This is a genomic window from Mesorhizobium hawassense, assembly GCF_003289945.1.
GTDB classification, from domain to species: Bacteria; Pseudomonadota; Alphaproteobacteria; order Rhizobiales; family Rhizobiaceae; genus Mesorhizobium; species Mesorhizobium hawassense.
Genome location: NZ_QMBP01000005.1, coordinates 254,113 through 274,505, shown reverse-complemented (window position 1 = coordinate 274,505; position 20,393 = coordinate 254,113). Strand labels below are relative to the sequence as shown.

The following is a 20,393-nucleotide window of genomic DNA, read 5'->3' as shown; positions in this document are numbered from 1 at the left end:
TCACTCCGTCGAGGAGCCGCATGCCAGCGCGCTGAGCTTCCAGTCGCTGGTCTTGGAGGCGATGTCGGCGATCTTCCACTTGCCGTCCACTTTCTTCAGCGACCACACCATTTCGCGTTTGGAGTCATCGCCTTGCGGGAAGAGATTGAAGTTTGCCGTCACCTCGGCGGTGTCGCCATTGACGGCTTCCTTAAGCTTCAGCGTCTTCGAAACGGTCTTCTGATCGAAATCCTGCGCGTCGAGGCCTGGGTCGAAGTCGAGGCAGGACACCTCGTCGGGCTTCTCCTTCTGCGCCTTGTCGTTGGCTTCGAACAGCTTGGTCACCGGTTCGGTGAAGCGGTCGCGGTATTTCGCGTCCCCCTCGAACTTCACTTCAGGCACGTAGAAGAACTTCACGGCGTTCGAAGCAGGCCCGGCGAGCGCGGCGCAAGGCAAGGCAATCGACATGGCGGCGGCCAGCACTATCGGTCTCATGCAGGATCTCCGGATGTTCGGCGGCGTGGTGGCAAGATCGCCACCACGCTTCCTGCATATCGGCTTTTTTGCGGCTCATGAAGCCCGGGCGCGATCAGGCATCCAGCCAGACGTTGTGGAAGTCCATTTCGTAAGTCTGGTGCATCGAGTAGTTCTTCACCTTCTTGTTCATATGGCAATAGAGCTTCTGCCAGAACGGCTGGATGATGACGCCGGAGTCCTGCAGAATCGCCTCGACGTCCTTCATCACCTCCTTGCGCTTGGCGACATCGATCTGCGACAGCGCCTCCTTCAGCTTGGCGTCGAAGTCCGGGTTGGAAAAGGCCGTCTCGTTCCAGGCCTCGCCGCTGCGGTAGCCGAGCGCCAGCACCTGCACGCCGAGCGGACGCATGTACCAGATGGTCATGGAATACGGATACTTCGTCCAGTCGTTCCAGAAGGTCGAGCCGGGCAGCACGGTGCGCTTGACCTTGATGCCGGCGTCGCGCAACTGGCCGGCGATGGCGTCGCCGGTGTTCTTCTGCCATTCGTCCTCGACCGTGATCAGCTCATGCTCGAAGTCGGCCTGGCCAGCGTCGGCCATCAGCTTCTTGGCGCCGGCGGCGTCGCGCTCCTTCTTGGGTAGTGCATAGTATTCGGGATGAATCGGGCTGACATGGTGGTTCTCGCCGACCGTGCCGCGGCCATTGTAGCCGAGCTGCATGACCTGGTCGTTGTCGACCGCCATCTGCAGCGCGTTGCGCACCCGCTTGTCGTCATAAGGCTTATGGGTGATGTTGGTGCGGGCAACCAGCGTGGTCGCCGTCGCCACCTCCGATTTCACCAGATCCATCTTGTCGAGCGGATCGATGTAGTCGGCCGGCGTTTCGAAATCGAGGTCGATCTCGCCGGAATCGAAGGCGTTGAGCGTGGCGTTGAAGTCGGTGCCGTAGTCGATGAACTCGACGCCGTCGAGCGGCGCCTCGCCGCCCCACCACTTGCCGTTCTCGCGGCGCTTGACGACCGCCTTCGATCCCACCGCGTAGGAGACCAGCTCGAACGCTCCGGTGCCGATCGGCTTCTTGATCGGATCGGCGCCATCCTTGTCGAAGTCGCGATGCACGACCAGTGCCGGATAGTCGGTGAGGCCCGGGATGATGGCGATATCGGCTTCGTTGAGCTTCAGCTTGACCGTGTGGTCGTCGACCTTGGTGATCGCGCCGTCCTTCGCCTTGCCGGTCTTGGTATCGACCAGCGCGCCGACGCGGGCGGCCATGGAATTGCCGGGAGCCCCCTTCTCGCACCAGCGGTTCAGATTGGCGACCACGTCATCGGCGTTGAAGGCATCGCCATTGTTCCAGGTGACGCCCTTGCGCAGATGCAGCGTGTATTCGGTGGCGTCGTCATTGACGTCCCAGCTTTCGAGCAGCACCGGCTCGAAGGTGAACTGGTGCGTGTAGCGCACCAGCGGCTCCAGCCAGGTGCGGGTGACGTTCGCCATCTCCGTCCAATCATAGGTGCGCGGATCCTTCTGCGCCTTGACCGACATGGCGACATGCAGCGTGCCGCCCTTCTTCGGCTCGTCGGCGAGCGCCTTGGTCGGCGCGGCAAGGCCGAGCATGCCATAGGCGAAAGCCGTCGATGCGCCGAAGGCGCTGGCCAGCGCCAGGAATTCGCGCCGGTCGACGCGGCCTGCCCGCGCCTCCTCGGCCATCGCCTCGATAGCGGCCGGGACCCGGTCGCCATTGCTTCTGAAAAGTGTCATTTTCGTTCTCCCATTGATCTGATCGGGTCTTCGCCCGTTTGCTCGGACTGACGCTGCCTTCCATCAACTAACGCTGTCGGGCAGCTTTTCCTCACGCCGCGCGATCAAATCCGCGAGACCCTCGGCAATGCCCTCGTCGAGCTTCGGCTCCTGGTAGTCGGCGAGCATGCTGCGCGCCTTTTCGCGGCCGCGCGTGTCATGGTCCTTGGCGCCCTCGGCGCTCCATTGCTCGAAGGAATTGAAGTCCATGATGCTGGGCATGAAGAAGGCGCTCTCGAAATGCTCGAGCGTGTGCTGCGTGCCGAGGAAATGCCCTTGCGGACCAACCTCGCGGATCGCCGCCATCGCCTCCTTGAAATCGTCGAAAGGCACGCCGCCGGCATATTTATACCAGCCGACCAGCTGCTCGCAGTCGGTGGCGAATTTCGAATAGCCGCAGGTCAGCCCCGCTTCCAGCCAGCCGGCGGAATGCCAGATGTAATTGGCGCCGGAAAGGATAGCGGCATGCATAAGCATGTTCGCCTCGTAGCCGGCCTGGGCGTCGTTGAGCTTGGAGCCGACATGGAAGCCGGAGGTACGCCACGGCAGTCTGTACTTCCTGGCCAGGGCGCCCATCAGATACATCATCTGCGCGGCTTCAGGCGTGCCGCCCATCGGCGCGCCGGTCTTCATGTCGACCGTCACCATGAACTGGCCATAGATCTGTGGCGAGCCCGGGCGGATGAGCTGGGTGAGCGCCACGCCGGCAAGCGCCTCGGCGTTGACCTGCGCCACCGCGCCGACGGCGGAAGCCGAGGTCGAGGCGCCACACAGCGCGAAAGGCGCCAGGATCAGCGGCTGGTTGTGGCTCGCATAGACCCGCATGGCGTCGATCATGGTGGCGTCCCACACCAGCGGCGAATTGCAGTTGGTGATCGCCACCAGCACGGGGTTGTCGCGCACGAACGCCTCGCCGAAGACGATAGCAGCCATCGCCATCGTGTCCTCGGCGCGCTCCTTGGACGTCACGATGCCCATGAAGGGCTTGTCGGAATGCTTCAGCGCCGAGTGGATGATGTGCAGGTGCCGCTTCGGCACCGCGATCTCCATCGGCTCGCAGATGACCGAGCTGGAGGAATGCAGCGCCGGCGCCATATAGGCCATCTTGTGGAAATTGTTCAGGTCGGCGAGCGTGCCGTAGCGCCGCTTGTTGTCGAGGTCGCGGATATAGGGCGCGCCATACATCGGCACGAAGATCGAGTTCTTGCCGCCGACGCGCACGGTGCGCTCGGGATTGCGCGCATTGAGCGTGAACTCCGGCGGAACCTTCGAGACGAGTTCCATCAGAAGCGCGCGGTCGATGCGGACGCGCGTTTCCCTGACATCGGCGCCGGCCGCTTTCCAGAGCGCGATCGCGCCGTCGTCGCGGAATTCGCAGCCCACCTCCTCGAGGATCTTGAGCGATTCCTCGTGGATCAACTCCACTGCCTCATCGGGCACGATCTCATAAACGGGGATCTTGCGCACAAGGGTCGGGAAGGACGCTATCGGCGCGCTTCTCAGCGCCTTGCGGCCAAGCCGGCCGCCGCCGCGGCGGTGGGTCTGTTCGGTCAATTCAACGGCCGGTGCGTTCATGGAGCCTCCTTCTTCCCGCCAGCCAAGTTAGCGAGGCAAAATGTGACTGTGACGCTGGAAAATCCTGATCTTCTGTATAAGCTCACCTTATGCGAAGCCTGCGCCACCTCCTGCCCTCGGCCGGCAGCCTGATCGTCTTCGAAGCGGCCGGCCGGCTGTCCAGCTTCACCGCCGCCGGACGCGAGCTCGGCATGACCCAGGCGGCCGTCTCCTACGCGGTGCGCGGGCTGGAGGAGCAGCTCGGCGCCAAGCTGTTCCAGCGCCGCCACCGCCAGGTGCTTTTGACGGAGGCCGGCGAGCGCTTCCATGCCGATGTCTCGCTCGGCCTGTCGCATATCCGCAAGTCGGCGGAAGACCTTCGCCTGCAGGCGACCGGCGGGCATGTGACTTTAGCCGCCTCGACCGCGTTCGGCTCGTTCTGGATGATGCCGCGCCTGCAGCAGTTCCGCGACGAATTGCCCGGCATCGACCTGCGCATACAGACCGCCGACCGCGACCTCGACATCATCGCCGAGGGCATTCCGCTCGGCGTGCGCGGCGGAGTGCCGCGCGACTGGCCGGACTATCACACGCTGTCGCTGTCCGACGAAGAGATCTTCCCGGTCGCGGGGCCGAGCTATCTCGCCAAATTCGGCAAGCCGAAGACGGTCGAGGAATTGGCCACGCACCGGCTGATCCATCTCGAGGAGCCCTATCGCGAGGCGCCGAACTGGGACGAATGGTTCGCGTCGGCCGGAACCAGCCTGCGCAATGCCGAGCGCGGATTGCGCATCAACGACTATGCGCTGGTGATCCAGGCGGTGATGGAAGGGCAAGGCATCTCGCTCGGATGGCGGCATCTGGTCGAGCGCCTGGTGGCATCCGGGCTGCTGGTGCCGGTGACCGATCACGTGATGAGGACCGGCATCGGCTTCCATGTCATCTGGCCAAAGAACCGCGACCCCAGCGACAATGCGCGCAGGGTGAGGGATTGGCTGGTGGCGCAGGCGTGACTTAACTGCTCTAGGCGCACATGCCTATACGGGCAAATCTCTTACGTACGCGAGATAAAACAAGGCCGCTGCCAAGCTGGCTGCCATTGCGGTCCAGAGCGAAAATAGCACGATCCGGATCGTCCTATTTCTTCTGTTTTTTATCCACCTCGCCCATTTTTCCATCAAGACTTCTAAGACCAGATCCACGCAAGTCTCCCGAGGTCCCATCGCAGCGCCGCCCCGATTGCGGCAACGGTCACCAAATCAACATGGGAATTGGTTCAAATCACTGCAATATCTTGGCGATTGGCATACCCCCCTACACCTCGTTAATTGTTGTCATCCTGCCCCTCCCCCACGCCGGTCGAATCCGCCTATAATCGCCGGATGCCCATTCGCCAGCTTTCCGAAACGATGATCAATCAGATCGCCGCCGGCGAGGTCATCGAGCGTCCGGCGAGCGTGGTGAAGGAGCTGGTCGAGAATGCGCTCGACGCCGGCGCGCACAAGGTCGAGATCGTCACCGCCGGCGGCGGGCTCAACCTGATCCGTGTCACCGATAACGGCTCGGGCATTCCCGAAAAGGAATTGGCGCTGGCGGTCGCGCGGCACTGCACCTCGAAGCTCTCCGACGACATCCACGATATCCGCTCGCTCGGCTTCCGCGGTGAGGCGCTGCCCTCGATCGGGTCCGTCGCGCGGCTGTCGATCCGCTCGCGCACGGCGAGTGGCGACAGCGCGGCAGAGATCGGCATCGATGGTGGCCGCGTGTCGGCGGTGAAACCGGCGGCCGCCAATCGCGGCACCACGGTCGAGGTGCGCGATCTCTTCTTCGCCACGCCGGCCAGGCTCAAATTCATGAAGGGCGAGCGCGCCGAAAGCTCGGCCACCGGCGATGTGGTGAAGCGCATCGCGATCGCCTTCCCGGCCGTGCGCTTCACGCTTGCCGGCTCCGACCGCTCGACACTGGAGCTGCCGGCGACCGACGACACGGCGGAAGGCCGGCTGGCGCGCGTCGCGCAGGTGATGGGCAAGGATTTTCCGGACAATGCCATTGCGATCGATGCCATGCGCGACGGCGTGCATCTTGCCGGCCACGTCTCGATCCCGTCCTACACGCGCGCCAACGCGCTGCAGCAATATGCCTATGTCAACGGACGGCCGGTGCGCGACAAGCTGATCGCGGGCGCGATCCGCGGCGCCTTCGCAGACGTTCTGCCGCGCGACCGGCATGCGGTGACGGTGCTGTTCCTGTCACTCGATCCTTCGACCGTCGACGTCAACGTCCATCCGGCCAAGGCCGATGTGCGCTTCCGCGACCCGGGCCTGGTGCGCGGGCTGATCGTCGGCGCCATCCGCGAGGCGCTGGCAGGCGCCGGCATCCGCGCCGCGACCACGGGCGCCGCGGGCATGATGGCGGCGTTTCGGCCGGGCGCGGCGTCCTATGCGCATCCCGGTCCGGCCAATGGACATCGCAGTTACGGAGCGTCCTATCATGCCCCCGGCTCCAACGGCTTCGACCCGTTGCGCTCGGCGCAGCGACCGCTCGACGTCGGCGAGCCACGGCCGCCACGAAACGGCTTCGCCGAGAATGAGCAGGCCGCCTTCGACACCGGACCGCTCGCCAGCGCCGACGCCCGAGCCGGCATGGCCGAGCCGGCCGAGACGCTGCTCGGCATGGTGCTGGGCGCGGCGCGCGCGCAGGTGCATGAGAACTACATCGTCGCCCAGACGCGGGATTCGCTGGTCATCGTCGACCAGCATGCCGCGCATGAGCGGCTGGTCTACGAGGCGCTGAAGAACGCGCTGCATGCGCGCGCCGTGCCTTCGCAGATGCTGCTTCTGCCGGAGATCGTCGACCTGCCCGAAGAAGATGCCGATCGGCTGGCGATGCATTCCGAGATGCTCGCCAAATTCGGCCTCGGCCTCGAGCGCTTCGGACCGGGTGCGGTGGCGGTGCGCGAGACGCCGTCGATGCTCGGCGAGACCAATGTGCAGCAGCTGGTGCGCGACCTTGCCGACGAGATCGCCGACAACGACACCGTCGAGACGCTGAAGGAACGGCTGGACAAGATCGCCGCGACCATGGCCTGCCACGGTTCGGTGCGCTCAGGCCGGCTGCTCAAGGCCGAGGAGATGAACGCGCTCTTGCGCCAGATGGAAGCGACGCCCGGATCCGGCACCTGCAACCATGGTCGCCCGACCTATATCGAGCTCAAGCTCGCCGATATCGAGCGGCTGTTCGGACGGCGGTGACAAATCCCGGCGAAATGCCACCTGCAAGCGATCCGGTCAGTGCACCAATCGGCGATATTTCTTGGTTTTGAGAGAGAAGCCATACTCCACCGTATAGCCGGTCCCGCCGCCGCGAAAATTCACGGAAATAATCTCTTCGCCCTGTTTTTGAACGTTCATATAGATGGGCGTCATCAGCATGCCGGCGTTGCAGTCCGGGTCGTCGAACCGAATGCTCTGAACAGCTTTCTTGGTCTTCTTGCTGATGACCTGCAGTTTGGTCATGCAGATGCCGGCTTCGGTTTTGGTGAAGATACCGGCAAATCGATGGGCGGCCGTCTGCGCCCAAAAGGGGATCTCGACGATTCCCCTGACCCTGCCCTCAGCCGTATCGTCGAGGCCCGCAACCTCCTTAAGCACGACCTGAAACTTCTCCAGCCCCTTGATCCAGGTCCCCGTTGCACCGCTTTGGCTGATGTCGAGCGAAAGCGGGCATCTCGCTGTGTCGACGGGCGTCTTTGATCCCATCACCAACACTCGATCTAATTCCTTGTCGTCCGCGATCTCACAAAGCGTGAGTTTAGTTCCTTCGGCTTTGCCGTAGAGCGCGATGGGGCTCTGCTTGGCATCATAGAAGTAGCTTCCCTCGACCGTGATCCCGCTGCCGAAGCCGTCATATCTCTGGAGCGACAGATGAACCGGATTCGGACCGATGGAGCCTTCGTAATTTTTCACCTGATACCAGCCCGCGAACGCTTTCTGGCTGAGCAGCAGCAGGCAGCCAACCGCAGCGACGATCCCTCTTCCCATCTCGATCCCCTCCATCAAGGCGGATCAAGATAGCCTCCTTCGTGACTGCATCAAGGGGCTGCGGAACGGCGAAAGGAACCTATCATTTCGAGTCCGGAAACGGTCTCAACTCCCTGATTTATCGCTTCAAATTCACCACGATCACGCCGCCCAGCGCCAGCGCGCCGCCGAGGATGCCAAGCAGGCTCGGCACTTCGCCCAGCCAGAAGAAGCCGATCAGGGCGGAGGTCGGCGAGACCAGATAGAGGAAATTCGAGGCGCGGGCGGCAGGCAGGCGCGACAGCGCGGTCGCCCAGGCGGCGTAGGCAATCATCGACGGCACGATGCCGAGATAGATGACGGCGCCGAGCCCGGCATTGTCGGCGACCGCTGCCTGCGAAAACGCTTCCGGCAGGAAGGGCGACAGGCAGAGCGCGCCGAGCACCATGTTGGAGGCGGCGATCGTCAGCGGATGATGGCGGGCAAAGAGCGGTTTCTGGACGATGGTGTTGACGGCGGAGCAGAGGGCGGAGCCCAGCACCAGCAGCGCGCCGGCGTTGAAATGCAGGCCGTTGCCGTCGGCGACCGCAATGATGCCGATGCCGGTGAAGGAAATCACCGTGCCGAGCCAGGCGAGCCCCGAGAAGCGCTCGCCAAGCAGCGCCATCGCCATGAAAGCCGTGAAGATCGGGCTGACATTGATGATGAAGCCGGCCGCGCCCGCCGAGACGGTGAGTTCGCCGAAATTGAGCATGGCGGTATAGAGCGCGACGAAGATGGCGCCGCCAAAGGCGAAGCGCCACAATTCGTCGAGCCTGGGCAGCGCCGGGCGCTTCACCGCAAGCAATATGGCGGCCGGGACGGCGGCGATGGCGAAGCGGAGCGCGCCGAGCTCCAGCGGCTGGAAGGCGGCCAGGCCGGCGCGGATCGCCGGGAAAGCCGAGGCCCAGCCGAGCACCGTCAGCGCCACCGCGATGGCCGCCGTGCTGTCCATGCGCTGTGTCTCATTCAACGTGCCGGTGTAAGCGCTCATTGCCGTAGCCTCGTCTTTCTGTGTCATGGACGCAGAAAACGTCATTGCCGGCCGATTGACAAACGACCAATTCGAGGGTCAGCTGTGAGCATGGATCACAGCTCGGAACAGATACTGCCGCTCGAAACCCTGCGCGCCTTCGACGCGGCGGCGCGCACCGGCAGCTTCTCGGCGGCGGCTGAAAAACTCAACCTCACCCACGGCGCGGTGAGCCGCCAGATCGCCAAGCTGGAAGACTGGCTTGGCTTGAAAGTGTTCGAGCGCAATGCGCGCGGCGTGACGCTGACGATCGAGGGGAACCGGCTGCACTTGAGGACGACCGAGGCCTTCGCGCTGATCTCGTTCAACTCCGACCGCTGGGTCGAGCCGCGCGGCACCGCCGTGGTGCGGCTGGCCTCCATCCCCTCGGTCAGCGGGTTGTGGTTGATGCCGCGCATGGCGGCGCTCGAAAACAGCCCCACCAAGCTGCGCATCGTGCTCGACGTCGACAACCGCCAGGCCGATCTCGCCGACGAAGGCATCGACCTTTCGGTGCGCTGCGGGCGCGGGCGTATCCCGGGCCGCGTCTCGGTGCAGCTTTTCGAGGAGCATATTTTTCCGATAGCCTCGCCGGATCTGGCGAAGGAGATCGGACGCGGCGACCCGGCCCGGCTGCTGAAGTTCCCGCTGATCAACGATTCCGACGCTTCCGCGTGGCGCGCCTGGTTCGCGGCGCAGGACGTAGACTACCGCCCGCGCCCGCAAGACCGGCGCTTCGAGGACTATAATCTGGTGCTCGACGCGGCCGCGCATGGGTTGGGCATCGCGCTGGCGCGGCCGCCGCTGACCGCGGACCAGCTCGGGTCCGGCCGTATTGTTGCCGTCGATGAGCGTGTTGCGCTCAATCCGGTGTCTTATTGGATGGACCGCCCGGTCGGCCGGCCGCGCGCGGCGGCGGCGGACCTTGCCAGGCGCATTGCCGAACAGGCAGGACTTGCTCCGGAAAAGCTGGAGGCTTTCCTGCAAGATGACGTCTAGGGATTAGCGAAGCAGAAAAACAATGATCGTGGTGGTCACGGCCGAGACGACGGCGGTGACGACCGATATCGTCCACAGCGATACCGACACGGACTCGGAGCGCGGCGCATGGCCGGCAGGGCGGCCGCCTGCGCCACGGGGTTGCGGCGCGTTGGCGTTGGCCGCGACCAGCGCGGGCGAAGCGGGCACAGCGGCCGCAACCGATGACGGCGGCTGCATGACGGGCGCGGCTGCAGCCGCGCCGGCGGCGACGAGCGGTTGAGCCGTGGCGTTGGCGCGTGGACCGTTCTCGGCACCGCCGAGCGGCCGACCCTGCTGCGTTCTGGACGGCGTGTACTCGGCGTCGGCGTCCGGTTCCATCATCGCCCGGTAGGCGTCTTCGACCGGATTGGAAGACGAGCGCTGCGAGGATCGCGCGAGGGGCACCTGCAGCGAATTGGTCAGCGCCTGAGCCGCGAACTGCGCCGCCTGCGCGCTTGGCGGCGTCGGCGGCTGGACCAGCGTCTTGATCAGAGCCGTCGTCGCCGGATCAGCCTTGGGCAACGGCACCGGTTGCGGGGTGAGCGCGTCACTGATCAGCGTGTTCAAGCGGGTCGAGGTGATGTCCATGCCGGCTACCGGAAACCAATTGCCGGTCAGCCATAGCGCACGAGCATTGCGCCAAGCTTGACGTTGCTTGCGATTTGTGGCGATTGAAACCCGATGAACTCAAGCGTCCTTTCATGATGAACCGTTTCGAAGGCCCGGGCGGCAGGGAAGCCCGGATCCGCTATCTCGACGGCGACTTCCAGGTCACCAGTCCCGGCTCGTTCGTGCGTTGCGCGGTGACGGGCGAGAACATCCCCCTCGACGAGCTCAAATACTGGAGCGTCGCCCGGCAGGAGCCCTATGTGAACGCGGCGGTCTCGCTTGCCCGCGAGATCGAGTTGCATCCGGAACTGCGCAAGCGCGGATAGGATACCGGCCCCTGGTGCCGTCGCTATCAAGCCGAATCTTGCCTGGGGTACCACGTTGAAAAGCTTCAAGAAGTCCCTGAAGGCCGCGGTTCGAACGCCGCTCACTATCCGTGCGAAAATGCGCGAGCGGGCGGTGTCCAGGGCACCCAGATTCAACCTGACGGCCTGCGCCATTTTTCGCGAGGAAGCACCGTTCCTGGCCGAATGGATCAGGTTCCACCAGTCGGTGGGATTTGAACACTTCTACCTCTACAACAACTTCTCGACCGACAACTTCAAGGCTGTGCTGCAGCCGTTCATCCGGGAAGGGCTTGTCACCCTGGTCGACTGGCCACGGCCTGTGGGTCAGTTGTCGGCCTATGCGGACTGCATCCGCAGGTGCTGGCATGAAGCGTTGTGGATCGGATTGTTCGATATCGACGAGTTTCTTTTCGCGCCCGACGGGCGTGACGTGCGGTCTGTCCTCGAGGCCTATCGCGACCTGCCGGGCGTCTGTGTCTGGCAAGCGTTTTACGGCTCTTCCGGCCATATCGAGCGGCCACGAAGTCCGGTGGTTGAAGCCTACACGATGCGAGCCGGACCGGACATCACGACGGTCAAGACAATCGTCAACCCTCGCCTGGTGTACAAGCCGGGTGTGCATCTCTCGAAATTCCTGTTGGGCGAAGGGATGGACACCCATCGACGGATTATCGCGCCCGGCATGCTTCCCGAACTCGATATCTTGAGGATCAATCACTATTGGTCACGATCGCTGTCCGATCTCGACCAAAAAGTCCGGCGCGGCGACGCATCGACTTCCGAGTCGCGCGACAAGAATCGGCATCTCGACTTCGAAAGCAGGCTCAACGTCGAGCGCGACGAAACCATCCTGGAAGCGATGCGGCGGCTTCGCTAAGAGAGCTGCGGCTGTCTCTCGCGATATCGCGGTCGCCGCCGTCGCGTCGCACTTTCGCGAATCTACGACGATAGGCACCGGTCAGTGGATAATGGGGGATGATGTGAAGGCTGTTGTGACGGGAGGTGCCGGCTTTATCGGTTCGCATCTGTGCGACCTATTGCTTGCACAGGGCCGCGACGTCACATGTGTCGACAATCTTTCGACCGGCTCGGATGAAAACATCCGCCACCTCTCGGGCAATGCGCGGTTCAAGCTGCTGAGGCACGACGTCACCCTGCCCCTTCAGGCCGAGGCCGATGAAATCTTCAATCTCGCCTGCCCGGCCTCGCCCGTTCATTATCAGCGCATTCCGATCGAGACGACAAAGGCCTGCGTCTATGGAGCGATCAACATGCTCGACCTCGCATGCGCTTCCGGCGCGAAAATTCTTCAGGCATCGACGTCGGAGGTCTATGGCGACCCCCAGGTCCATCCCCAGACCGAAGCCTATTGGGGCCACGTCAATCCGATCGGCACTCGCAGCTGTTACGATGAAGGCAAAAGATGCGCCGAGGCGCTGTTCTTCGACTATTGGCGCCGCTCGAAACTGCCGATCAAGGTGATGCGCATATTCAATACATACGGGCCGCGCATGCAGCCGTCGGACGGGCGCGTGGTCAGCAATTTCATCGTCCAGGCTCTGCGCAACGAGCCCATAACCATCTATGGCGACGGCAGCCACACGCGCAGCTTTTGCTACGTCGACGACCTGGTGGACGCGATTGCCCGGATGATGGCGACGCCCGACGATGTCGTGGGACCGATCAACATCGGCAACCCGATGGAAGTCACGATCCTCGAACTCGCCGAACTCGTGTTGCGCATCGTCGGCGGCACGTCCAGGATCGAGTTCAAGCCGCTGCCGCAGGACGATCCCCAACAGCGCCAGCCCGACATAAGCCTGGCGCGATCGGCATTGGACTGGTCGCCTCGTGTCGCTCTCGAGGACGGGCTTGGCGAGACGGTTCGCTACTTCCGCCGGCTTATCGGCTGACGGCGGGGCGCCGGAGGCTCGCCTCCCGAAACTCAGCCCCGCATCTTGCGCTGACGCCAGGCGTCGAGCGTCTCGTCGATGATGCGGGCAGGCACGTGATCGAGCTCGAACACCGCCTCGATGTCGAGCACGTCCAGGTGATCGAGGAAGCCGGCGGGCGTCTCGCCGTGGCGCAGCCGAGCGGCGTCCTTTGCCGTGGTGGCGAGGCGCAGCCCCTCCTGCCGGGCGAGCGCCAGGAGGTCGGCAAGCTCGTCCTGGGCGTAAAAATGATGGTCCGGAAAGGCGCGCGACAGCGCGACTTCGCCGCCCGTGCCGCGCACCGTGTCGAAAAACTTCTCCGGATGGCCGATGCCGGCGAAGGCAAGGAAGCGACCGCCGGCAAAGCGCGACGGTTCCGCCGGCTCGACATGCGCGAGGAAGATCGGCCGGCCGGCGCGTGCCGCCTGGCGCACGACGCCGTCGGCGGCAGCCCCCTCGCCCATCTTCAGCAAGCCGCTGGTGAAGACCAGCTGATCGACGATTTTGGCGCGCAGCGGTCCGCCCGGAATGACGCGGCCGTTGCCGATACCGAAGCGGGCATCGACCACCACCAGCGCATAGTCGATATGGACGCGCGCCGACTGGAAGCCGTCATCCATGATCAGGAAATCGCAGCCATGCTCCTCGATGAGTAGCTTCGCGCCGGCGGCGCGGTTCGCCGTCACCGCGACCGGGGCATGTTCGGCCAGAAGCAGCGGCTCGTCGCCGACATGCTTGGCGGCATCGTGATGCGCATCGACGACATGCGGCTTGGCGAACGAGCCGCCATGTCCGCGCGACAGGAAGCCGGGCGTGAGCTGCATGCGCCTGGCCTGCTTCGCCAGCGCAATAGCCACCGGCGTCTTGCCGCTGCCGCCGACGGTAAGGTTGCCGACGCAAAGCACGGGCGCCGCGACCTTCTCGCGCGGGGCGCGGCGCATGCGCCGGCCGGCGACCAGCCCATAGACCGCCGAGGCCGGGGACAGCGCGAAGACGCGCCAGTCCGGCTTTTCCCACCAGAAGGGCGGCGCTTCGCTGGTCATCGCGAGTGTCCCATGCGCCTTGTCTTCGCGCATGAGCTTCTCCAAAAACCGGGTCCGATTTTTGGCGTCATTCGCTCCATCCCTTTGTTATACGCAATTCCGGACGGCAAACCGTTACACACTTTCCCCGGAATGCTTAGCGCCCGTTCGCGCCTTTCAGGCGCGCCTTGACGACCAGCGGCTGGATATAGGGCTCCAGCGATTTCAGCGTGCGGGCAAGCGCGCCGCGCATCTCGTCGACGGTGGCCGCACCGGCAGCAATCATTTCGTGGCGCGCCGCTTCATTGGTCAGAAGGAAATTGACGGCGCCGGCCAGCATGTCGCGGTCGCGCACCAGCTTGGCGCCGCCGCTGTCGAGCAGACGCTGATAGGCCTCGCGGAAATTCTGCACGTTGCGGCCGGCAAGCACGGCGGTTTCGAGCATCGCCGGCTCGAGCGGGTTCTGGCCGCCTTGCGAGGTCAGCGAACGGCCGACGAAAGCGATCTCGGTCAGTCGCAGGTAAAGCCCCATCTCACCGATCGTGTCGCCGAGCAGGATATCGGTGTCGGACGAGATGCGGTCGCCCTTGCTGCGCCTTGCGACCGTCAACCCCATGCCGGAAATCTGCGCGGCCAGCGCATCGGCGCGGTCGGGGTGGCGCGGCACGATGATGGTCAGGAGCCCATGATGGCGCTTGTGCAGGCTGGCATGGACCTCAGCGGCCACGACTTCCTCGCCGTCATGGGTCGAGATCGCCGCCCAGGTCGGGCGAGCACCGATCTGACGCTGCAAGGTGGCCAAAGCCCGTTCGTCGACAGGCGGCGGGTTGGTATCGACCTTGAGGTTGCCGGAAACGGTGACCGGCCGGGCGCCGAGCGCACGGAAGCGCTCGCCGTCGACATCCGACTGAGCGATGACATGGGCGAGGTTCTCGAACAACGCCTCGGCAACGCTGGCGCGCTTCGTCCAGGACATGAAGGAGCGGTCCGACAACCGGCCATTGACCAGGACCTGCGGCACGTTGCGGGCGCCAAGCTCCAGGATGGTCATCGGCCAGATTTCCGATTCGGCGATGATCGCCAGTTCCGGCCGCCAGTGGTCGAGGAAGCGGCTCACCGCCGGCTTGAGATCGAGCGGCACATATTGGTGGATGATGCGGTCGCCAAGGCGCTCGTCGGCGACCTTGGCCGAGGTCACGGTGCCGGTGGTCAGGACGATGTTGACGCCGTAGCCGAGGATGCTCTCGACCAGCGGCACCACCGCGATCGTCTCGCCGACGCTCGCGGCATGGATCCAGATCACCGGCCCTTCCGGCCGGGGACGGCCGGCGACGCCGTAGCGCTCGCGGCGGCGAGCACGATCCTCCTTGCCGCGCGAGGCGCGCCAAGCGACATAGGGACCGACGAGCGGATAGGCGGCCGCCCCCGCATAGCGATAGGCGGTCAGCGCCGCACGCGCCCAGCGCTCGCTCATTTGCCGCCGTCCACGAGGCGATAGGCCTCGGCCATCGCGGCGTTGAGGGAGGCGGTGACCTCCTGGCGCTTGCGCTCCATCTCGGCTTCGTCGGCATCGGCCGGCACGAAGACCGGCGCGCCGACGATGACCGCCGAGCGGCCGAAAGGCAGGTTGATGGTGGTCTTGTCCCAGCTCTTCTCCAGCACCTTGCGGCGGCTGGTGGCGATGGCCGAGGGGAGGATCGGCCGCCCGGAAAGCCTTGCCAAAAGAACGATGCCCATGCCGGCGTCGCGCGGCGTGCCGTGCGGAATATCGGCGATCATGGCGACGTTCTTGCCGGCGACGAGTGCTTTCTTGAGCGCGATCAAGGCCTTGGCGCCGCCTTTGTCGAGATGCCTCGAACTGTCGCGGCCGCCCGAACCGCGCACCGCCTCGATGCCGAATTTCTCGATCATCAGCGCCTGCAGCTCGGCGTCGGCGCTGCGCGACACCATGGCGACCAGCGGCCGGCCCTTGGGATAATAGGCGGGGGTCAGGATATGCTGGCCGTGCCACAGCGCGATGATGCCGGGCTCGAGATGCGCATAGGCGCCGCCGGCGACCTGGGTCGAACCTTCGACCAGCGGGCTGGTGAGGCGAATCAGGCGCACGAACCAGGCGAACAGGTTGGCGATGAAATTCTTGACGAAATTCGACTGCGCCAATGGCTCGCGGATGCGCCGCCACAGCGTGCGCGTTCCGCCGCTTCGGGCGGAGCGCCGCCCTGTCGCTCCTTTCACCGCCTCATGCTCCATCGACGTCAACCGCCGACCTTCGATTCTGGATCGAGCAAACGGTGCAGATGAACAACGAAATAACGCATATGGGCATTGTCGACACTGGCCTGCGCCTTGGCCTTCCAGGCGCCAAGCGCGGTCTGATAGTCGGGATAGATGCCGACGATGTCGAGGGATTCGAGATCACGGAACTCGGTTCCACCCAGGTTTTTCAGCTCGCCGCCGAACACCAGGTGCAAAAGCTGCTTCTTTCCGTCTTCCACGGCCATGCCGATCCTTTACGCGTATTCATGAATTGTGACAGGTCTAGACCAAAGCGGGCGGTTTTGGAACCGCCGACTGCCTCACCCTTGGTCAAGTCCGGCAATGACGCCGGTCAGCACGCCGAGCAGTTGGCCGCTGCCGGCGGCGAGCGCGCCGTGATTGATCACTTCCCCGGCATATCGCGGCGGCTTGCCGTCGCGGTCGAGCAACGCCCCGCCAGCCTCGGTGAGGATGAGATCGGCGGCGGCGATGTCCCAGTCATGCGCGCTCGGCTTGACGAAGGTCGCGTCGAGCTTGCCGGCTGCAATCATCGCCAGCCGGTAGGCTAGCGAAGGGATATAGGCCGTGCGCCGCAGCCTGTCCTGCCAAGCTTCCGGCATCCGATCGACCAGCGGCTTGGGTCCGCCGATATCGACGTCGCGCCCAAGCGGACGCACATGGATGGGCTTGTCGTTGAGATAGGCGCCCTCGCCCGGCAGCGCCCAATAGGTTTCGTGCTTGGCCGGGCATTCGAGTACGCCGGCAAGCGAGCGGCCGTCCTCGACCACGGCGACGCTGACGCACCAGGAATGCAGGCCGTCGAGAAAGCCGCGCGTGCCGTCGATCGGGTCGACGACGAAGGTGCGGCGGGCCGACAGTCGGGCATGATCGTCGGCGGTCTCTTCCGACAGCCAGCCATAATCCGGGCGCGCCCTGAGCAAGGTCTCGCGCAGATAGGCGTCCGCCGCATGGTCGGCCTCGCTCACCGGCGAGGTGCCGCCCTTCATCCACACCTGCGGGTTGTTGCCGAAATAGCGCATGGCGATCAGGCCGGCCTCGCGGGCCGCCTCGCGCAGCAGAGCGAGGTCTTCTGCGGTCGCGCTCGATGTCAGTTGGTCAAGCGCCGGCAAGGGTCATCCCTTCGATCAGGAGCGTCGGCGCCGCCGTGCCAAAATTGCGGTCGAGATCGCTCGCCGGCACCATGTTGAGGAACATGGTCTTCAGGTTCGAAGCGATCGTCACCTCGGCCACCGGATAGGCCAACGCGCCGTTCTCGATCCAGTAGCCGGACGCGCCGCGGCTGTACTCGCCGGTCACCATGTCGACGCCCTGGCCGAACACCTCGGTGACATAGAAGCCGCTCTTCAGCGACGCGATCAGGTCCTCCGGCGAACGCTCGCCGGGCTCGATGGCAAGGTTGGTCGAGGATGGCGAAACGGACGAGCCGCTGCGCGAGCCGCGGCCATTGGTGACGAGGCCGAGCTCACGCGCGGCCGAAGTCGACAGGAACCAGTGGTTCAGGACGCCCTTCTCGACCATCAGCAGCTTATCGCCCTCGACGCCCTCGCCATCGAAGGGGCGCGAGGCCTGGCCACGCCGCCGCAAGGGCTCGTCGGTGACGGTGATCGCGGCCGAGGCGATCTGCTTGCCCATCATGTCGCGCAGGAAGCTGGTCTTGCGGGCGACCGCGGCGCCGTTGATGGCGCCGGCGAGATGGCCGGCAATGCCGCGGGCGACGCGCGGATCGAACACGACGTCGACCGGACCGGTCGCGGCCTTGCGGGCGCCGAGGCGGCGCACGGCGCGCTCACCGGCCTTACGGCCGATGTCTTCCGGCGCGTCGAGATCGGAAAAATGCTGGCGCGACGAGAATTCATAGTCGCGCTCCATTCCCGTACCCTCGCCGGCAATGACGCTGGTCGAGCGCGAGAAGCGCGACGCGACATACTGGCCGACAAAGCCATGCGAGGTGGCAAGCACCAGGCCACCCAGGCCGGCGCCGGCGTTGCTGCCCGCGGAATTGGTGACGCCCTTGACGGCCAAAGCGGCCGCTTCGGCGGCAAGTGCCGCTTCCTTCAATTGGTCGGCCGATACTTCGGTCGGGTCGAAAAGGTCGAGATCGCGCAAATTGCGGGCAAGCAGCACCGGGTCGGCAAGACCCTGGAACGGGTCCTCCGGCGAGACCTTGGCCATGGCGACCGCGCGCTCGGCGAGCGCCTTCGGATCGGAAGCCGCGGTGGCCGAGACGCTCGCCACACGCTGCCCGACGAAGACGCGCAGCGAGACATCCTCGCTTTCCGACGATTCAGTGGCCTCGACCTTGCCCAGCCGCACCGACACGCCGGCCGAGCGGCCGCGCACCGCCACCGCGTCGGCCGCGTCGGCGCCGGCGCGCCTGCCAGCCTCGACGAGTGCCGCGACGCGATCGGTCAATTTCGCTGCGTCGAGCTTATCGGTCATGCGGTTGGTCCTGTTTGTTCAAGCGATCCGTCAGGGGCAGTCAGCCAAGCAAGGCCTGCCCGCACCATCTATTGTTCCACCGGCGCTTGTGCAATGGGCGAAGACCAATCCGGTGCCGCGCCCAGTGGCGTCGATTTCGACCCGTTGGCCATCAGATGTCGGCGCATTTGAGGCAGGCGATCGAGGCCGCAGGTGACAGCAGTGATCGGCTGCGTTGCCGTGCCTATCCGCATGCCGGCGCGGTGCTTTTGACGAACAAATGGAAGCAGCTCGCCACGCGCCTTTTGCCCGCTCCAAGCTGGACCTGCCCGAACGGCCGATGCCCACCTATCCCGGCCCAATTCGATAGACGGTTGCTTCACCGTCCACACCGCGAAGAGGCGCGTCAAAAGCCACAACACGATGGCCGGCAAGAATTTCGCCAACCCCGGGCGCGGAATGAAGCGCCTCCGAGATGCAGACCTGGCCGGCTTCAGCCAAGGACTGCACGCGCGCGGCGACATTCACCGTCTGGCCGAAATAGTCCAGGTTGTCGTTGAGCGTCACGGCGATCGACGGTCCACAATGGGCACCGATCTTGAGAATGATCCCCGGTCCGTCATGGTCGCCGTTGAAGCGATCGATTTCTTCAAAGATGTGCAGCGCGGCCGAAATCGCATCCGACGGCCGCGAAAATGCCGCCATCACCGCATCGCCGATCGTCTTGACGACCGCTCCGGAATGTTGGTGAACCGCCGCGTTGACCAGAGCGAAATGCTCACGGACCAAAGCATAGGCGTTGAGATCGCCCAGGCGCTCATACATGGCGGTCGAACCCTTGAGGTCCGTGAACAGGAAAGTGACCTGGCGGATGCCGAGTCCTTCCTTCTCGTCGACGCGTTCCGACCGGAAGAGCTGGCGGAAGGTTTGCCGTGCAAGCAACGCTCCGCCTGAAACATAAGGGTCGAAATCGAGCGGTGGTTTGGTGGTCAGCGCGACAAGCTCGGGCGGCCAGTTGATGACAAGCAACGAGCCTCGCACCGGCCCCTTGTTCGCGACCTCAATGGCGATCGGACCGGGCGGAACAGCGGGCAACGCCGGCAAGAAGCGTTTACCGTCATAGTCGACCTTCAGAAGCGTCGGGACCAACACCGGTTCGCCCGATATCGGCACGGCGAACGCCGCCTGCGTCTGCACGTTGACGCCCGAAAGGGCGCCCGGTCCCAGGTCGGCGTGGAGCACCGTGGTGGTGCCCGGCGGCAGAAACGTCATGCCCCGAACGAAGCCGCGCAGAACGTCAAGAAAGCGAACGTGTTGGCCCGGCAGCCGCCCGTCGTGCCCGAAGTGGAGTTTCCAGTGAAAATCCTCGACGGGGAGCGTCTCGGGATTGTGGTGCGGCAGGCGCCGCAGCTTCGGCGATATTGAGAAAGAGACCTCGATGAAGTCGTCGAGGTCCGTGTCACCCGACACGTCGCACAGGCCGCAGACGTAGTGGGTCTTCAGCGTGCGCAGCGCGCCGAAACTATCGAGCACCATCCCGGACTGGGGGCACAGCACATCCCAGCTCATGTCGAACAAACCGCAGCGGGCGGCATGAAGGAACAGGTCGATTGCTTCAGGCTCGGCGATTGAGCGGTCGCGGGCAAAGGCCAGAGGATTGACGCGAAAGAGTGACTGGTCGTCGGCACTCCTGATCAACGTCTCGAATTTCGAGATGACGCGTGGGCTCCAGGCTCGCGCCTGCTCAACCTTGGTCATCTTGCTTTCGAGAAGACGATCGTCGACTGCCGTCACGTCGGATCCTCAATTTTGCCGGCCACAGCCTACTAGAAAACCGGTCCGAAGCGAATGAATTGAATTGCGTTGTCGTCCGACAGGGCACAGGTGG

Annotated in this window: 19 protein-coding genes; 6 read left to right on the top strand and 13 right to left on the bottom strand. The window is 64.5% G+C overall.

Annotated elements, in window-relative coordinates; genetic code table 11:
- The 3 genes from DPM33_RS13820 to DPM33_RS13810 form a co-directional block, all read right to left on the bottom strand.
- Positions 1-474, bottom strand: a complete 474-nt coding sequence (locus DPM33_RS13820) for a DUF3828 domain-containing protein (RefSeq protein ID WP_112097985.1) — start codon at positions 472-474, stop codon at positions 1-3.
- Between the two features lie 94 nt (positions 475-568).
- Complete coding sequence (locus DPM33_RS13815; RefSeq protein WP_112097984.1) at positions 569-2,218, bottom strand: ABC transporter substrate-binding protein; 1,650 nt, start codon at positions 2,216-2,218, stop codon at positions 569-571.
- Positions 2,219-2,281: 63 nt separating this feature from the next.
- Complete coding sequence (locus DPM33_RS13810) at positions 2,282-3,832, bottom strand: trimethylamine methyltransferase family protein (protein WP_112097983.1); 1,551 nt, start codon at positions 3,830-3,832, stop codon at positions 2,282-2,284.
- A gap of 89 nt (positions 3,833-3,921) precedes the next feature.
- Between DPM33_RS13810 and DPM33_RS13805 the strand changes: the two genes are divergently transcribed.
- Together DPM33_RS13805 and mutL are read left to right on the top strand one after the other, a co-directional pair.
- Positions 3,922-4,824, top strand: a complete 903-nt coding sequence (locus tag DPM33_RS13805) for a LysR substrate-binding domain-containing protein (RefSeq protein ID WP_112097982.1) — start codon at positions 3,922-3,924, stop codon at positions 4,822-4,824.
- 369 nt (positions 4,825-5,193) lie between these two features.
- Positions 5,194-7,062, top strand: a complete 1,869-nt coding sequence (mutL, locus tag DPM33_RS13800) for a DNA mismatch repair endonuclease MutL (RefSeq protein WP_112097981.1) — start codon at positions 5,194-5,196, stop codon at positions 7,060-7,062.
- A gap of 36 nt (positions 7,063-7,098) precedes the next feature.
- On the opposite strand, the gene DPM33_RS13795 is transcribed toward mutL, so the two are convergent.
- The gene (locus tag DPM33_RS13795; protein WP_112097980.1) at positions 7,099-7,866 is read right to left on the bottom strand and encodes a hypothetical protein; all 768 of its coding nucleotides are present in this window, start codon (positions 7,864-7,866) and stop codon (positions 7,099-7,101) included.
- 103 nt (positions 7,867-7,969) lie between these two features.
- Positions 7,970-8,863, bottom strand: coding sequence for a DMT family transporter (locus DPM33_RS13790; protein ID WP_112097979.1), 894 nt, complete (start codon positions 8,861-8,863; stop codon positions 7,970-7,972).
- Between the two features lie 90 nt (positions 8,864-8,953).
- Here DPM33_RS13790 and DPM33_RS13785 point away from each other — a divergent pair, with 90 nt between their 5' ends.
- Positions 8,954-9,880, top strand: coding sequence for a LysR substrate-binding domain-containing protein (locus tag DPM33_RS13785; protein WP_112097978.1), 927 nt, complete (start codon positions 8,954-8,956; stop codon positions 9,878-9,880).
- Between the two features lie 3 nt (positions 9,881-9,883).
- Here the strand turns inward: DPM33_RS13785 and DPM33_RS13780 are convergent, their stop codons facing one another.
- Positions 9,884-10,489, bottom strand: coding sequence for a hypothetical protein (locus tag DPM33_RS13780; protein ID WP_112097977.1), 606 nt, complete (start codon positions 10,487-10,489; stop codon positions 9,884-9,886).
- A 113-nt stretch (positions 10,490-10,602) separates the two neighbouring features.
- On the opposite strand from DPM33_RS13780, the gene DPM33_RS13775 reads away from it, so the two are divergent.
- The 3 genes from DPM33_RS13775 (at position 10,603) to DPM33_RS13765 (ending at position 12,770) form a co-directional block, all read left to right on the top strand.
- Complete coding sequence (locus DPM33_RS13775; protein ID WP_112097976.1) at positions 10,603-10,836, top strand: DUF2093 domain-containing protein; 234 nt, start codon at positions 10,603-10,605, stop codon at positions 10,834-10,836.
- 55 nt (positions 10,837-10,891) lie between these two features.
- The gene (locus tag DPM33_RS13770) at positions 10,892-11,734 is read left to right on the top strand and encodes a glycosyltransferase family 92 protein (RefSeq protein ID WP_146770245.1); all 843 of its coding nucleotides are present in this window, start codon (positions 10,892-10,894) and stop codon (positions 11,732-11,734) included.
- A 91-nt stretch (positions 11,735-11,825) separates the two neighbouring features.
- A complete protein-coding gene (locus tag DPM33_RS13765; protein WP_112097974.1) occupies positions 11,826-12,770 on the top strand; it encodes a UDP-glucuronic acid decarboxylase family protein in 945 nt (314 codons plus the stop codon).
- A gap of 32 nt (positions 12,771-12,802) precedes the next feature.
- On the opposite strand, the gene lpxK is transcribed toward DPM33_RS13765, so the two are convergent.
- From lpxK to DPM33_RS13730, 7 genes are all read right to left on the bottom strand, one after another.
- Entirely contained in the window at positions 12,803-13,831 is a 1,029-nt protein-coding gene (gene lpxK, locus DPM33_RS13760; RefSeq protein WP_112098054.1) for a tetraacyldisaccharide 4'-kinase, read from the bottom strand.
- A 136-nt stretch (positions 13,832-13,967) separates the two neighbouring features.
- Positions 13,968-15,284 (bottom strand): lipid IV(A) 3-deoxy-D-manno-octulosonic acid transferase, encoded by a 1,317-nt coding sequence (waaA, locus tag DPM33_RS13755; protein WP_112097973.1) that lies wholly within the window; start codon positions 15,282-15,284, stop codon positions 13,968-13,970.
- Complete coding sequence (locus DPM33_RS13750; protein WP_112097972.1) at positions 15,281-16,060, bottom strand: lysophospholipid acyltransferase family protein; 780 nt, start codon at positions 16,058-16,060, stop codon at positions 15,281-15,283. The genes waaA and DPM33_RS13750 overlap by 4 nt, the downstream gene beginning before the upstream one ends.
- A 5-nt stretch (positions 16,061-16,065) precedes the next feature.
- Complete coding sequence (locus DPM33_RS13745; protein WP_112097971.1) at positions 16,066-16,311, bottom strand: DUF4170 domain-containing protein; 246 nt, start codon at positions 16,309-16,311, stop codon at positions 16,066-16,068.
- A gap of 75 nt (positions 16,312-16,386) precedes the next feature.
- Positions 16,387-17,196, bottom strand: a complete 810-nt coding sequence (locus tag DPM33_RS13740) for a 3'(2'),5'-bisphosphate nucleotidase CysQ (protein WP_112097970.1) — start codon at positions 17,194-17,196, stop codon at positions 16,387-16,389.
- On the bottom strand, positions 17,183-18,526 hold the full coding sequence (locus tag DPM33_RS13735; protein WP_112097969.1) for a TldD/PmbA family protein: 1,344 nt from the start codon (positions 18,524-18,526) through the stop codon (positions 17,183-17,185). Before DPM33_RS13735 ends, DPM33_RS13740 begins: the two co-directional genes overlap by 14 nt.
- Before the next feature lie 327 nt (positions 18,527-18,853).
- Positions 18,854-20,299 (bottom strand): adenylate/guanylate cyclase domain-containing protein, encoded by a 1,446-nt coding sequence (locus DPM33_RS13730; protein WP_112097968.1) that lies wholly within the window; start codon positions 20,297-20,299, stop codon positions 18,854-18,856.
- Positions 20,300-20,393 lie beyond the last annotated feature (94 nt).

Excerpts from the sequence above, each read along its gene's own strand:
- DPM33_RS13820 (WP_112097985.1), bottom strand. The coding sequence starts at position 474 with ATGAGACCGATAGTGCTGGCCGCCGCCATGTCGATTGCCTTGCCTTGC.
- DPM33_RS13815 (WP_112097984.1), bottom strand. The coding sequence starts at position 2,218 with ATGACACTTTTCAGAAGCAATGGCGACCGGGTCCCGGCCGCTATCGAG.
- DPM33_RS13810 (WP_112097983.1), bottom strand. The coding sequence starts at position 3,832 with ATGAACGCACCGGCCGTTGAATTGACCGAACAGACCCACCGCCGCGGC.
- DPM33_RS13805 (WP_112097982.1), top strand. The coding sequence starts at position 3,922 with ATGCGAAGCCTGCGCCACCTCCTGCCCTCGGCCGGCAGCCTGATCGTC.
- mutL (WP_112097981.1), top strand. The coding sequence starts at position 5,194 with ATGCCCATTCGCCAGCTTTCCGAAACGATGATCAATCAGATCGCCGCC.
- DPM33_RS13795 (WP_112097980.1), bottom strand. The coding sequence starts at position 7,866 with ATGGAGGGGATCGAGATGGGAAGAGGGATCGTCGCTGCGGTTGGCTGC.
- DPM33_RS13790 (WP_112097979.1), bottom strand. The coding sequence starts at position 8,863 with ATGAGCGCTTACACCGGCACGTTGAATGAGACACAGCGCATGGACAGC.
- DPM33_RS13785 (WP_112097978.1), top strand. The coding sequence starts at position 8,954 with ATGGATCACAGCTCGGAACAGATACTGCCGCTCGAAACCCTGCGCGCC.
- DPM33_RS13780 (WP_112097977.1), bottom strand. The coding sequence starts at position 10,489 with ATGGACATCACCTCGACCCGCTTGAACACGCTGATCAGTGACGCGCTC.
- DPM33_RS13775 (WP_112097976.1), top strand. The coding sequence starts at position 10,603 with ATGATGAACCGTTTCGAAGGCCCGGGCGGCAGGGAAGCCCGGATCCGC.
- DPM33_RS13765 (WP_112097974.1), top strand. The coding sequence starts at position 11,826 with ATGGGGGATGATGTGAAGGCTGTTGTGACGGGAGGTGCCGGCTTTATC.
- lpxK (WP_112098054.1), bottom strand. The coding sequence starts at position 13,831 with ATGACCAGCGAAGCGCCGCCCTTCTGGTGGGAAAAGCCGGACTGGCGC.
- waaA (WP_112097973.1), bottom strand. The coding sequence starts at position 15,284 with ATGAGCGAGCGCTGGGCGCGTGCGGCGCTGACCGCCTATCGCTATGCG.
- DPM33_RS13750 (WP_112097972.1), bottom strand. The coding sequence starts at position 16,060 with ATGGAGCATGAGGCGGTGAAAGGAGCGACAGGGCGGCGCTCCGCCCGA.
- DPM33_RS13745 (WP_112097971.1), bottom strand. The coding sequence starts at position 16,311 with ATGGCCGTGGAAGACGGAAAGAAGCAGCTTTTGCACCTGGTGTTCGGC.
- DPM33_RS13735 (WP_112097969.1), bottom strand. The coding sequence starts at position 18,526 with ATGACCGATAAGCTCGACGCAGCGAAATTGACCGATCGCGTCGCGGCA.